Genomic DNA, 14,590 nt, shown 5'->3' with positions numbered 1-14,590 from the left:
TGGCAATCGCTATTTTTTATACGATAGGAAATAGAAAACGGACTTGTAAAGGAGGCGTCAACAAATTGTTCCAATATCTTGAACTCAGCTGATCGCAGAATATCGAATACACACAAAATATATGGGGGAATAAAAATGAAAAAGTTGTTAATTGCAATGCTGTCGCTTGTCGCTGTCATCCTAATCGCGGGATATGTTGGCAAGGACAGCATCATCGAAAAAATATTTCCGCAGGCTAAGGGTGTCATTGTATACGGAGAGAAACAGCAGATCGATGATGTATTAACCAAACATGCCGAGCAATTAGAAACAAAAGAAGTGTACGAAATAAAAATCGAAATTGCTGATGGACAAAAAATAATGTATTTGTCGCAATCCACGATTCAAGGCTTATTGAAAAAAGAACTGCTAACCGAAGTGGAAGCTGACGGCAAAACCAAAAAGGTTAAATCTTTGTCGACTGTTCCAAATGGGGAAGGCTTATTGTTTGCCAAAAAAGAGTCAGACAAGATTAATGGAAATGGGAATCCCATTTCAGTCAAGTATGAAGGGAATTTGATTATTGGGAGCGGCCGAGCTTATGTCGATGCATTTGTTGTACTGGAGGACTCATCCTGGTCATCGCTGCAAAAGACAGAAAAAACGATGGCTGTTATGAAATTTAAAGAAAATCCACAAAAGCTGATCGGAAAGTTTGATGTCGAAAGAGACCAGCTTGTAACTTTGAAATAATGGCTTTAGCTAGGGTTGTCGCAAAAACAGAGTTAATCTGCTTTTGTGACAATCCTATTTTTGTTTTGCCTGATGTAACTTAGGGATAGTGAGTCTCTGAGCTAATCGCAGCCAGTAATGCACTCCACTTATCGGACAAATAGCTTACGAACCCAGCAGCTCTTATTTGATCTATTTATAATGGATTGAATTTCTAACGAACTCCAGAATCGTTATTTCGAGCAAAACAGCTCATGGAGTCCTGTACAGTACGCGATAACGTTAATAAGATTCGTTAAAGCTTCAAAAAAGCAGTTTTCTGCATAATAGGCATGATACAGTTCGTTAGCCAAATGGTTTTGGGATGTTATGCGCTGTCTGTGCGATGAAGCGTTGAACCCTTAAGTGTATTTTGGCGAAGGCATCCATATAACAGAATAGAAAAATAACGATTTTGTTCTAAGTAAGCTCTTGCTTCAGCGAGCTTGCTCTTTACTATTTTTGAGACAGTTCCCGCGGTTATGCTGCAAGTGCAAGAGTAAAAAGATGGAGCAGGGAAACAATAGAGGAAGCTTTCTCAAATGAATATATAGCTGTTAAATTATGAAGCACAGTGAAATAGATAATTTTGACATTGACAGTATGCTGTCACATTTATAAAATATGGACTTGCTTGTTAGATAGGGGGTTATAGATTTGATCAGGCTAAACAACATCAGAAAATCGTATCGAGTAGGGTCGGTTTCAGTAGAAGCGGTTCGTGGCGTTAGCTTGACGGTAAGTAAAGGTGAAATATTTGGAATTATCGGTCATTCAGGCGCGGGGAAGAGCACGCTGCTGCGCTGCGTCAATTTGCTGGAAAAACCAACATCGGGAACGGTAAATGTTGGGAATGTGGAGCTTACCGGCTTGCCAGAGAGACAGCTGCAAGCGCATCGCAGGCGTATCGGAATGATTTTTCAACATTTCAACCTGCTATCGATGTCTACGGTACGAGATAATATTGCATTCCCGCTTGTTCTCGCCAAGCTTTCAAAGGCAGAGGTAAATAAACGTGTGGATGAGCTGCTGAAGCTCGTTTCGCTTGAAGGTCATGCAGATAAATATCCTTCTCAGCTTTCGGGAGGCCAGAAGCAGCGTGTTGGTATCGCGAGAGCACTCGCAAACAATCCGGATGTATTGCTCTGCGATGAAGCGACATCGGCATTAGATCCGCAGACAACGAATTCGATATTATCGTTGCTGCTCGACATTAATGAAAAGCTAGGAATTACAATTTTACTTATTACGCATGAAATGAACGTTATACGTTCGATATGTGATCGTGTCGCTGTTATTGATGATGGCGAAATTGTTGAAATAGGCGATGTGCTGCATGTATTTCTAAAGCCGGAGCATCCGGTTACTCGCGACTTTGTTGACCAAGCATCGGACAGCGCCGTGAATGGACAATTGCTGCGAGGCCGCTCAGGGCGCCTGCTTCGCATGACTTATATTGGCGAGCTAACTTACGAGCCTATTTTGTATAATGCGGTGAAGCCAACGTCTGTTCAATTTGCGATTTTGCAAGGAACCGTTTCGCGTATGAAGCACACGCCTTATGGTCAGCTTATTGTGGAATTGATCGGCAGCGCCGCGGAGATTGATCAAGTGATTGATGTTTTGCGTAGAGATGGGCTGGAGGTGGATGCGATATGATGAGCTTCGAAAACGTACGTATTCCTGAAATTTGGGATGCTACGAAGGATACGCTCTATATGTTGACAGCCTCGCTCGTGTTTACAATTATTTTCGGATTAATCATGGGCGTCGTCCTGTTTCTAACTTCAAAACGGCAGCTTCTGCAGCAGCCTATTGTGTATGGCATCCTTTCATTTATCGTCAACGTATTGCGCTCGGTTCCGTTCGTTATATTGATGATATTGATCATGCCGCTTACAAAAATCATTACGGGTACGACGTTAGGCGTAGAGGGGTCTATTCCGCCGCTTGTCGTAGCAGCAACGCCTTTCTTTGCAAGGCTGGTGGAAACGTCGCTGCGTGAGGTGGATCGCGGCGTTATTGAAGCGGCTCAGGCAATGGGTGCATCAAAGTGGGATATTGTACGCCGCGTGCTGCTCCGTGAATCTAGTCCAAGTTTGCTAGCTGCGGTTACAATAACGGCAGTCACACTCGTCTCTTATACAGCGATGTCGGGTGTAATCGGCGGCGGCGGACTTGGTGACTTGGCACTGCGCTACGGATATCAACGTTTCCAAACCGATGTGATGCTGGTAACCGTCGCGCTTCTTATCGTGCTCGTACAGGTGCTGCAAACGATCGGGGATTCCTTAGTACGTCGTTACAGCAGAAAATAAATAAGTAGAAGCATGATGCAGCTCAGAGTGAATTGACAACTATGGAGGAATGAACATGAAAAAGACAAGTTATATGATCGTAACTTTAATGCTGATGTTTGCATTAGCAGCTTGCGGACAAAACAAAAATACCGATGACAACTCTGCAGGATCAAATGTTAATCAAGGAACAGAAACGCCTGGAGCGGTTAAGCTGAAGGTTGGCGCTTCTCCTGTTCCACATGCGAAGCTGCTTGAATTTGTAAAGCCAATGCTCAAGGAGCAGGGCGTGGATCTCGAAATTATCGAGTTCAATGACTACATCCAACCGAATACACAGCTTTATGAAAAAAATATTGATGCTAACTTTTTTCAGCATACACCTTATTTGGATCAGTTCAACAAAGACAAAGGTTATGATCTTGTAAATGTAGCTGCTATTCATATTGAGCCGTTTGGCGCTTATTCGAAAAAGATTAAAAAAATCGATGAGCTGAAGGATGGCGCGAAAGTTGTCATTCCGAATGATCCATCGAATGGCGGACGTGCGCTTGCCCTTATGGCTTCAAATGGACTGATTACTCTGAAGGATGGCGTAGGCGTTAGCGGAACTGTATCAGATATTGTCGCTAACCCGAAGAAGCTTGATATTAGAGAAGTAGAAGCAGCGACATTACCGCGCGTCTTAGGTGAGGTTGACCTTGCTATGATCAACACGAATTACGCGCTGGAGGCCGATCTAGTTCCCACAGAGGATGCACTTTTCATTGAAGGAAATGACTCCCCTTATGTGAATATTCTTGTTGCGCGTCCAGACAATAAGGATTCCGAAGCGATCCAGAAACTCGCTGCAGCGCTGCGTTCACCTGAAGTGAAGAAATTTATTGATGAGACCTACAAAGGCGCGATTGTTGCTGCATTTTAAGCAGGCCGGACTTTAATTAAAATGACAAAAAAGCTGAGCATGCGAGTAATCGCTGCTTAGCTTTTTTATGTTTTGTGCATCACTGCTATTGTTAGTCAATGCTTTTATACCTAAATCTCTGCCAACAAGCTCCTTCTTGTTACGAAAGGCTTAAACTATAGGTTTGATTATCCTTGTCATACGGGAAACCATTCTTGAAATACAAAATATCGCCTTCACGCTTGATGAACTTTAGGTAATCGCCGAGATAAGGAAGATCATTTGTTTCTACATATTCTTGCTGCTTAGCACCCAATAATTCTTTGTAAAGCACTGTAGTCGTCATATCTTTTCTATTCACAAGTTTTAAAATGCCGCTTTTATTTGCCCGCAAGAGAAAAACATCCTTGTCAAAATACTCAATAAAATAATTGTCATCCTCTCCGCTGAGGTTAACCAAATTAATCGTTTCAATCACTTCTCCGGTACCGTCTTTAATCAGGTGCAAAGTCTTCCCATCGTTCAGCAGCAAGTTGCCGTCTGCTTGAGTCATATTTTGCTCAAATCGGTTGAAATAGTAAACGCTGGATTGCTGTATGACTTTGCCGTCTTTCATGACAAGCGTGAATAGCTGGTTGTGAATATGCGGTTCTCCATAGTTATCTTCCAGATTAATCACCAGCAGCCCGCCCGGTGTTTTTTGAAATTTGAATGTCAAATATTCATGTATGGATTCACCTAGCTTTGCCAGCTCACGCCTTACACCCTTTGCCTCAGTGACGTAGACAATGCCTTTCTTAGGCTCTACGGTGTAAGTTAATCCACCATATGAGTAGAGATACTGCTTGAACGTTTTCAGATGATCAGCCTTTATCGTCTTTTTTTTGTCATCCCACGTCACGTTATCTCCACCTAATGCTCCGACAACGAAACGGACAGGCAAATAAACATTTTTCTCATACAAAAATGGTGCGCTTTCGAGCTTAACCATCTTTCCATCGAGTACACCTGTTTTGCTGCCTAGACGCACCGCAATCGATTTATTCCAACCGTCATATTGAGCCCGCTTGCCCGCTTTATCCCATTTCACTTCGAGCCCCGCTCCGCCTCCGACACTATCCATTGATACGAATGTAACGCCATTTTTTACGAGTGCTCCTCCATAAGAGCGAGTGCCGGAATCCCAATTAAACTCATAGTTTGCCTGAGATGCCGCACTGACAGGGGTTGGCAGCAGGAGTGCAAATACCAAAATAACGGCTGCAATGCTCCATTTCATTACAATCACTCTCCTAAATTTCAATTAAATGGAATATATATGGAATGAAGACGCGAATGCACCACAATAAGTTGCGCACTGCTGTCTTCATGTTTTATTCGAAGCTGACATTTGAAATTGACTAGCATAGTCATTTACCAGTTCAACTGTTCATATAATCTATCAGAATGACTCAGTTAATTATTCATAGGTAGAGAAGGGTGGCAGCGTGAATGCAGCGGATTTGGCGGGTAGCGATTTGTATGCTAGTTGTTTGCTTTGGTTTGTTTAAGCCTGATGGTTTTGGGGCGAATAAAGACGATGCTGCAAGTGATCAGAAGATCGTACAGGCAAGTGCCGCTGCTGCGGTTACGAATTATGAGGCGATGCCGCTTCTAACGGTGCAGGCATCTTACGATACTGGGAAAAAGCTGGAGCAAGGCAAGTCGTCAGCTGCTGCTTCATCGCAAAATGATAGAGTTAAAGTAGATTCACTAGGATCAGATCAAAAGATTTTGTATTTAACATTCGATGACGGACCTAGTAAGAATACAGAGCAGGTGCTGGATATTTTGAAGCAAGAAGGGATAACGGCGACTTTTTTTGTGCTTGGTGAACATGTGCTGAAGCAGCCGGAATTAGTTAAACGGATCGTGAAGGAAGGACATGCAATTGGCAATCATACGTTCGACCATAAATACGATCATTTATACGGAAGTTTTGCTGAATTTGCTGATCAGGTGATGAAAACGGATGAAGCTATTTATCGTACAACTGGAGTTAGAACTACATTAGTTCGCGCGCCGGGCGGCACATATAGCAATTTTGATCAGGGATACTTCGATGCAATGAAAGCGGCAGGTTATCAGGTGCATGACTGGAATGTAGACAGTGGGGATTCGAAGCGGCAAGGAGTACCAGCTTCCGAGATTATGACGACGATTAAAGGCTCAAAGATTGCAAACAAGCTGAATGTTTTGCTTCATGACAGTGCAGGGCATGCAGAGTCTGTTAAGGCATTGCCGGCCATCATTAAATATTACAAAGATAAAGGGTACACATTTGCTAAGCTGACGGATCAGGTTGAACCTATTCAGTTTAGGGTGGCAAGCAAACTCAAGTGGAGCAGAAAGCAGGTCACGCAGCAGGAAGTAGATAAGCTCACTCTGTTTTCGGAGAAGCTAGGTCAAAGCAGCCTGTCTGCCCAAACAAAGAAGCAGGTTCCAAATTTAATTTTGCATCGTGGCGAGAAAAGTCTAGTGCTTGCGTCAAGCGAATACGGAATAAAAAACGGCGCCATCGAAGTGTCGCTGCAAAAGCTTGTGGAATGGATTGAAGACAGCACGGAATTTGAGCTGAATACTGATTCCATAGAATCGTACGTAAGTACAAACCAGGTGCCGCCGAAATCCGGCAAGGAGAAACCTGTGATGGATGAGCCCAAGAAGCAGATCGTAGTTCCAGTGCGTGAGACGCTGCAAAAACTTGGAATTGCGATAACAAGATATGTGTACAACGATACCGATCGGGAAATTTGGATAACGGAGTAATAGAAAGGTTTCTAGCAGGTCTAAAGTGAGAGAAAGCTGGGGACACTGAAAAATAGATAGATTTATTTTTCAGGAGGCGATTTATACGATGATTTCTCCCCAATTTTCTGAGGATGCTAAAGAGGAACGTTATAGTCATTGGCCGGAAGCACCACAGGTGCTGCTGCATCGATTGCTAGTAAAGGTAGAGAGTGTATTGCTAGGCAAGCAGCAGGTCATTCGAAATACGCTAACTGCACTTCTGGCTGGCGGACATGTTTTGCTAGAGGATGTGCCGGGTGTTGGCAAGACATTGCTCGCTCAGGCGTTTGCTAGAGCGGTCGGTGGAGATTTTAAACGAATACAGTTTACGTCCGACATGCTTCCGGCTGATATTGTTGGCGGAGTCGTGCTTGATGCACGGACGAGTGAACTTGTCTATCGGCCTGGACCGATTATGGGCAATGTGGTGCTTGCTGATGAGATTAACAGAACGTCGCCGCGTACGCAGTCTGCGCTTTTGGAGGCCATGGAGGAAAGACGAGTGACGGTAGAGGGGAAAACCCGCAAGCTGCCGGTTCCTTTTATGCTCATAGCTACACAAAACCCACTTAGCTTCGAGGGGACAAACACGCTGCCGGAAGCACAATTGGATCGGTTTATGATGAGGCTGACGATTGGTTATCCCGGCTCATCGGAAGAGAAGCGGATGCTCGAGCAATACGCGAATGGCAATCGAATTGAACCCGAACGGCTTCGTCCTGTCATTGCTACGGAGGAATGGCTGCAAATGCAGGCTGAGGCAAGGCAGACTCACATGCATCCGGCACTGCTTGAATATATGGTGCAAGTAGCCGATGCGACAAGGCGTGCTCCTGAGGTTGTGCTGGGCTTAAGTCCACGCGCTCTGCGCGACTGGCTGCGGGCATCACAGGCGAATGCGTATATGGAAGGGCGCGGATTTGCGATACCAGATGACTTGCTGGCGACAGCTGATGCTGTGCTTCCGCATCGTTTGTCTTTGCGTTTTAACGCGACTGCGGCTGGTGCTGATGCAGCTGCAGTTATGAGACGGACGATACGTGAATGTCCGATGCCTGCTGCGGTAGGAAGCGGGAAGCGCCGATGAATGCACCTTTTCAAGATGAATTATTGGAAGGCGGAACGCCGGAGAATGAGGCTGTTGATACGACGACATATACTCAAGAGGGCGACAGCGCAGCTCCGCTTGATAGGAGTGGGCAAAGAACAGCGTCGGTACAAGTAAAAGAAGCTGTCCTTGTAAATAAGGAATGGGATCAACTAGCTTATCCTTATCGTACGAGATGGATCGCTTGGTGTATCATTACGGCGGGCTGGGCAAGCAGCTGGGCAGCTGTAATAATGCGGGGCGGTGCAGTAGAGTGGTTTATGCTGTCCGTATTCAGCATGATTATAATCATTAGCGGGCTTGCGCCTATTATGGCTGCCAAGGGATTAACTGCAATGAGGATGATGTCGCAAGAAATGACGAGAGAAGGCGGGCAGCTCGAAATTAGCCTGAGAATAAAGCGTTCTTTGCTCATACCTATTGTATGGGTTGCTATTTCCGATGAGACGAGTAATAAAAGTTCATCAGAAAATACGAAAATAAGCGTGCGTACGGTGCTTATGCCAATGTTCCGCCAAGAGATGACTTACCGATATACTCTTCATCACTTACGGCGCGGGCGTTATCCCTTCGAGCCTATATCGATTACAGTGGGGGACTGGCTCGGCTTGTCAGCGATCCATAAACGTTTATATACCGCAGGAGAATTTGTAGTGCTGCCAGGACTGCCCCATGCCGATCAGGTACATAAAGCGGAACGTGCAAGAGGCACAGCATTATACGCTGTGCAATCATTGACCGCTGATCCAAGTACGGATCACCTAGGAGATGCGGGTCGTGAGGAAATCAAAGCGGCGGTGAGTGCAGCGGGACTTGGACCAGACAGCCGTCCATATCGCGAAGGAGATTCGCTGCGTCATCTGGATTGGCGAAGTGCAGCTAAGGGGCGCGGCTTACAGACAAAAATCCATCCTTTAGAGCGGCCAGCCAAAACAGTTATTGCTGTCGATACGCTTGCTTCGGCTTATGGGCAGGACGATCGGTTGTTTGATGCTTGTGTAGGCTGGGCTTCGCTTGCACTAGCTCAGTCTGCTTCACTCGGCCACGCTGTGACACTGCTGCTCGGACAAGGCACTCCTGTCATGCAATCATCTGTTGATGGAGGAACGCAGGCTGATTTATCAGAGATGCTGCATGCAATGGCATTGCTTCGCGCAGATGGAAAGGGCTCTCTTGCTGGGAGACTCGCCGAGGAATCAAACCTGCAAGCACGCGGCAGTACGATACTTGTATTTACTGCGGATTGGAGAGGCGGCCGGAGCTGGGGAGAGCTTGCCGGATTCGCAGGCGAGCAAGGCTGCAGGCTGGAACTATTTATTATTACGCGCAGCAATGTACCGACCTTCGCTATGCGCGAACAACAAAAATGGTTGGAAAGCGGCGGCGTCAAAGTGACGTGGCTGCATGTCCCTTCGAGTATGAACGCGCTCCCTTACGCCGAGGAAGGAGGCGACAATCATGAGCTTGCTTAAAAGCGATGTAGTAGGGAGGAGCGATAAACCTCTGAAAGCTGAGCATAATTTATTGCGAGGAGAAGCTGCTGAGGAATCGTTTGAATACCGATTGATCACAACATTGCTGCTGTTCGGACTGCTATCGGAATGGCTGCTGCCTTGGGTGAATGCAGGTGAGTGGTCGGCTATTTATAATCCTGCCCCGCTAATTTTTGTTATCGGAGTGGTGCTGCTGGCAGGGCTGTTTCGTTTGCCGATTGCACTTTCGTTCGTTATGAATGCTTTGTTGTGCATACTAAGTCTCATGTGGATTTATAAAAGCGCTGATCAAAGCAGTTTGCAATGGCTGCTTGCGTTTCCAGGCATGTTGAGAGACCATTTCGTTCTGATTATAGAAAATGGGCTGTGGTCAATGTCTGGAGAGCTTCGGACTTTGCTGCTGTTTATAGGCTGGGCGATGCTTGCACCTGCATTGCAGGCTTTATTATGGATGAGGCAGACGGCTCTTGGCATCGCATGTTTCACGCTAGTTTATTTAATTGCGCTGCATGTCTGGCTGGGTATGGATGTAATGGGAGGCTTAATGCGAACCGTGGCAGAAGGGCTCCTACTAGGTGCCATTGTCTCTGTACCGCGTGTTAAGCGAATGATTAATACAGGTGCCGGCAAGCTTAGAGGTCTTGATATGCGCTGGTTATCAAGCTCCATTTTTGTTGTACTTACGATACTTGGCTGCGGTCTTTTGTTTGCAGGCGGGAAAGGTGAAACGATGCCGCCTGCTAGCTGGACTGCCTCTCTTAATGATCGTTTAGAGCAAACCATTCAGTCTATGGGTAATCAGCAAGGGTCTATCCATGTAATGGGGCAAACCGGATTTGAACGATTAGGCAGTGCATTTACGGGTTATGGTTTTGATGACGGCGTGCTGGGAGCACCTGTACAAAAGGATAACGGCGTATTATTTACAGGCAGCTCCACTGAAAAAGCATACTGGCGCGGGGAGTCAAAGCAGGTGTACGACGGCCGGGGCTGGATTGATACCGCGGGTAGCTCTGTTCTGCTTCCTATACGAGGCTCTGATGCAGCAGCCTCCACTGAGGCGGCAGCAGAAGCTGGAAATAAGCAGCTGGGTCCGCTCATTCGACAAGCCGTAGTTTGGTCTAAGCCGACAGCGGGGATGCCGCTCTTTGCATCAGGTCACTTTGGCAATGTGACAGAGCTTGTTGCAGCTGATCCGCGCAGGAAGCTTGGAAGTTACGTATACAATGCGGATAAAGACTCTTTATACGCGCAATCGGATACGGCGAAGATTGAGAAATATACAATAGAGAGTGTGCTCTCCATAACGGATGAAGCACAATTGCGCGCTTTGAGCAGTACCGCTGACGATAATTTATCGTCAGGTGATGGAGCACAGGCGGCAACAGTAGAAAGTGCTGCGGAGCTTGAGCCTTATTTGCAGCTGCCGAGTAGTCTGCCAAGCCGCGTAACTGCATTAGCTGCTGAGGTTGCGGGCGGCGGAGTTACGAGCCGCTACGATCAGGTGAAGGCGATCGAGGACTTTTTGAAAGCGAGCTATACCTACTCGCTGGAGGACAGTGCAGTTCCGCCGGAAGGAAGCGACTTCGTCGATCATTTCCTCTTCGAGCAGCGGCAGGGCTATTGTGTGCATTTCTCCACAGCCATGGTCGTATTGCTTCGTTCGCAAGGGATACCCGCTAGGTGGGTGAAAGGCTTTACTTCAGGCACTCCAGTGGGGGAGAGCGCGGAGATAGGCTCGCTGAGTACGAGCAGTGGAAGTAATGATAGCGGGTCGCAAGGGACGATAGATACGAGTACAGGAAGTATGAAGAATGAACAGCTGAGTAGTGGGAGTCATAATAGCGGAGCTCAAGGAGCGCTAAATAAGAGCGGCGGAAGTAATGATAGCGGGAAGCAAGGAACGCTTAATTCGAGTACAGAGGGTTTGAATAGTGAAATGCTAAGCGCGGGAAGCAGTGGTGCTGGGCAAACCACTGAAAATAGTTTGAAGCTGGTGGATTATGAGGTTAGAAGCTCAGATGCGCATGCTTGGGTTGAAGTATATTTCCCAGGCGCAGGCTGGGTACCCTTTGATCCGACGCCGGGATTCAGCGATGTATCAACTATCGCGTCCGTCGGTTCTGTGGACGGACAGCTTGCTGCTCCTGCGATGGGTGCAGCAGGAACAGCGGCAACTGGAGCAAGTGGCCATAGCGAGTCCAATTTATCGCGGGTCGCTGCTTCATTCGAGGCGGCGGCAGCAGCCATTGCACGAGGAGCAGACGCCCTCGTGCATGCGGCGCAAAGCGCCGCCAAGAGCGCAGCGGCGGCATCGCCCGCCGCTGTAGTTACCGCATGCGCGGCCGCGCTAGCGCTTGCGGCCGCGGCCATTGCTGCGGCACAGCACCAGCGGCTTCGCCTCTCGCTGGCGCTGCGCCGCTATGGCGCGGCTCACGCCGGCATCGCGAAGCTCGCCGGCGCAGCCGCGCCCTATCCGTCACATGAATCTGTGACGGACATGGATGCAGCGCCAGCGGCGGTCGCGCGCTGGCGCACTGGCACTGGCGGCGCGGCGGAGGATATGGCGCCGCGCAGTGGAAAAACGCCGCGCGACGCCGATGGGCGGATTCGCGCGAGCTTCATTGCAGTGAGCAGCGCGTTAGCGCCGCTGCTGCAGCGCCGTTTCGGCGTGCAGGCGCCGGGGCAAACGGCGCGTGAATATGCGAGCGCCGCTGAGCCGACGCTCGGTGCGGAGCAGCAGGATGCGCTGCGCCAGCTTACAAGCTGGCTTGAGGAAGCGCATTTTGCTGCGCCCGGTCCTTGGCCGGGTGCACCTACTCCTTCTGCACTGCGGACGGTTCTGCGAGTGCTGGACAAGCAGCCGATTCAGAAAGTGAAGAAGCACTCCGCGGATAATCTGCAAAAGCAGAAGAGAAGCGACATGCCAGTCAAGGCTCCTAAATAGTTGCAGGAGACGATGATACATTTTGGCTCCTAAAGGGTTAAGCTGTAAGTCGATTTATATAACGAAACATGAAACGCCGTTTAGCTGGAAAAACTACCGTTAATATGGTGTACATTTGATTATTTTCTGCAATAGAAGGAATTTCTCCCGTTAATTGTTGATGATTTAGCTGATGATGGCTATTTCTCGAGAATTAACGGGAGTTTTTTCTGTTAATTCGCTGCAATGCTCATTTTGAGACATTTTAAAAGGAGCTTTTCCCGTTATTTTCTCAAGAGGCTGTTGAAACACTCGCAATAAGCATAGTTGCAGAATTACCAAGCGTTTTTACTATATAATCTGCCCTTAACTTAGGCATCCGCATGAAAAAAGCATGGATGAAATGATGCAGCAGCCTGCAGCTACTCATATTTTTTCAACTAATCCGTATGACTTGGCACATTAAATAACATTCTATTTATAAGCCTATAATCAAGCAGATAAGCGGTTACATTTTTACTTCAATGAATTGTCACTCCGCTTTGCCTTGACTCGCTTAAACAGCCTTATATATAATTACTACATAATTTGAGGGAGGCTCGGTAATGACTAAGCAAAATGAAATCATCGTTGTACTCGATTTTGGAGGACAATATAACCAACTTATTGCACGCCGTATTCGTGATTTGGGCGTATATAGCGAGCTATTGCCGTATAACACGTCGGTAGAACGGATCCGTGAACTACAGCCGAAGGGTATCGTATTCTCGGGAGGACCGGCAAGCGTTTATGAAGAAAATTCACCAATGGTTGACCCTGCGATTTATGATTTGAACATTCCAATTTTCGGTATTTGCTACGGTATGCAGCTGATGTCGCATCAGCTTAATGGTAAGGTTGAGCGCGCGGGCAAACGTGAATACGGAAAAGCAGAAGTGGAATTTGTGGAAGGTTCGCAAATCGGCTTTGGCTTAGATAAAGTTCAAACGGTTTGGATGAGCCACGGCGACCACGTAGTTGAGCTGCCTGAAGGCTTCAAAGTAGATGCAAGCACGGATCATGCTCCTGTTGCAGCGATGAGCAATCCAGACCGCGGATTCTTTGCCGTTCAATTCCACCCAGAGGTTCGTCACTCTGAATTCGGTAATGAAATGATTCGCAACTTTCTTTACAATGTTTGTGATTGTGATGGCACATGGACGATGGAATCGTTCATTGAAGATGCTATTCGTGATATTCGTAATGAAGTTGGCGATAAAAAAGTACTATGCGCGCTTTCCGGCGGCGTAGATTCTTCTGTTGTAGCTATTCTTCTTCACAAAGCGATCGGCGATCAGCTTACTTGTATGTTTATCGACCACGGCATGCTCCGTAAAGGTGAAGCTGAAGGCGTTATGGAAACATTCGTAGGCAAATTCGATATGAAAGTGCTCAAAATCGACGCGCAAGAGCGTTTCCTTGGCAAGCTGAAGGGCGTAGAAGATCCAGAGCAAAAACGTAAAATTATCGGCAATGAGTTTATTTATGTGTTCCAAGAAGAGTCGGACAAGCTGGATGACTTTGAATTTTTGGCACAAGGTACACTTTACACAGACATCGTGGAGAGCGGTACAGCTACAGCTCAAACGATTAAATCTCACCACAATGTTGGCGGTTTGCCTGAGGACATTAAGTTTAAACTTATCGAGCCTCTTAAAGCGCTATTCAAGGATGAGGTTCGTAAAGTCGGCGAAGAATGTGGCCTTCCAGAAGCTATCGTATGGCGTCAGCCATTCCCAGGTCCGGGTCTTGCGATTCGTGTCTTAGGCGAAGTAACAGAGGACAAGCTTCATATCGTTCGTGAGTCGGATGCGATTCTTCGTGACGAAATTGCCAAAGCTGGTCTTGACCGTGAAATTTGGCAGTACTTCACTGCGCTTCCGAACATGAAGAGCGTAGGCGTTATGGGCGATGCTCGTACGTATTCGTACACAGTTGGTATCCGCGCCGTAACTTCAATCGACGGAATGACAGCAGACTGGGCACGTATCCCTTGGGATGTGCTTGAGAAAATCTCCGTACGTATCGTTAATGAAGTAGACAACGTTAACCGTATCGTCTATGACGTAACTTCAAAACCGCCTGCTACAATTGAGTGGGAATAGATTGGAATTAATTGATTACAAAAAAATACTCTCTTTTATTTGTGTTATTCAGCAAATAGAAGGGAGTTTTTTTTGTTTGATCAAAATCAAAGAACTAATTTGAAATGTACTTAGTTGGCGCTTTTTTCATGCTAATGAG

At 47.0% G+C, this 14,590-nt stretch carries 10 protein-coding genes; 9 read left to right on the top strand and 1 reads right to left on the bottom strand.

The window, feature by feature from the left end; translation table 11 throughout:
- Positions 1-135: 135 nt before the first annotated feature.
- The 4 genes from AC1DSE_RS04620 (at position 136) to AC1DSE_RS04605 (ending at position 3,972) form a co-directional block, all read left to right on the top strand.
- A complete protein-coding gene (locus AC1DSE_RS04620; protein ID WP_477510431.1) occupies positions 136-732 on the top strand; it encodes a lipoprotein BA_5634 family protein in 597 nt (198 codons plus the stop codon).
- Positions 733-1,407: 675 nt separating this feature from the next.
- A complete protein-coding gene (locus AC1DSE_RS04615) occupies positions 1,408-2,409 on the top strand; it encodes a methionine ABC transporter ATP-binding protein (RefSeq protein ID WP_339206894.1) in 1,002 nt (333 codons plus the stop codon).
- Complete coding sequence (locus AC1DSE_RS04610) at positions 2,406-3,068, top strand: methionine ABC transporter permease (RefSeq protein WP_076271133.1); 663 nt, start codon at positions 2,406-2,408, stop codon at positions 3,066-3,068. Before AC1DSE_RS04615 ends, AC1DSE_RS04610 begins: the two co-directional genes overlap by 4 nt.
- 55 nt (positions 3,069-3,123) lie before the next feature.
- Positions 3,124-3,972 (top strand): MetQ/NlpA family ABC transporter substrate-binding protein, encoded by an 849-nt coding sequence (locus AC1DSE_RS04605; protein ID WP_477510432.1) that lies wholly within the window; start codon positions 3,124-3,126, stop codon positions 3,970-3,972.
- A 139-nt stretch (positions 3,973-4,111) separates the two neighbouring features.
- Here the strand turns inward: AC1DSE_RS04605 and AC1DSE_RS04600 are convergent, their stop codons facing one another.
- Positions 4,112-5,230: a copper amine oxidase N-terminal domain-containing protein gene (locus AC1DSE_RS04600; protein WP_477510433.1), complete on the bottom strand. Its 1,119-nt coding sequence runs from the start codon at positions 5,228-5,230 to the stop codon at positions 4,112-4,114.
- 212 nt (positions 5,231-5,442) lie between these two features.
- Here AC1DSE_RS04600 and AC1DSE_RS04595 point away from each other — a divergent pair, with 212 nt between their 5' ends.
- From AC1DSE_RS04595 to guaA, 5 genes are all read left to right on the top strand, one after another.
- Positions 5,443-6,759 (top strand): polysaccharide deacetylase family protein, encoded by a 1,317-nt coding sequence (locus AC1DSE_RS04595; RefSeq protein ID WP_477510434.1) that lies wholly within the window; start codon positions 5,443-5,445, stop codon positions 6,757-6,759.
- Positions 6,760-6,847: 88 nt separating this feature from the next.
- Entirely contained in the window at positions 6,848-7,867 is a 1,020-nt protein-coding gene (locus tag AC1DSE_RS04590) for an AAA family ATPase (RefSeq protein ID WP_339206902.1), read from the top strand.
- Entirely contained in the window at positions 7,864-9,360 is a 1,497-nt protein-coding gene (locus AC1DSE_RS04585; protein WP_477527443.1) for a DUF58 domain-containing protein, read from the top strand. Before AC1DSE_RS04590 ends, AC1DSE_RS04585 begins: the two co-directional genes overlap by 4 nt.
- The gene (locus AC1DSE_RS04580) at positions 9,347-12,328 is read left to right on the top strand and encodes a DUF4129 domain-containing transglutaminase family protein (RefSeq protein ID WP_477510436.1); all 2,982 of its coding nucleotides are present in this window, start codon (positions 9,347-9,349) and stop codon (positions 12,326-12,328) included. Before AC1DSE_RS04585 ends, AC1DSE_RS04580 begins: the two co-directional genes overlap by 14 nt.
- Positions 12,329-12,912: 584 nt before the next feature.
- Positions 12,913-14,451, top strand: a complete 1,539-nt coding sequence (gene guaA / locus AC1DSE_RS04575) for a glutamine-hydrolyzing GMP synthase (RefSeq protein WP_441885164.1) — start codon at positions 12,913-12,915, stop codon at positions 14,449-14,451.
- The last annotated feature ends 139 nt before the right edge of the window (positions 14,452-14,590 follow it).

The organism is Paenibacillus sp. 01L418 (assembly GCF_056400045.1).
The sequence above is the reverse complement of the archived record's forward strand: the minus strand, read 5'-3'. Positions and strand labels throughout refer to the sequence as shown.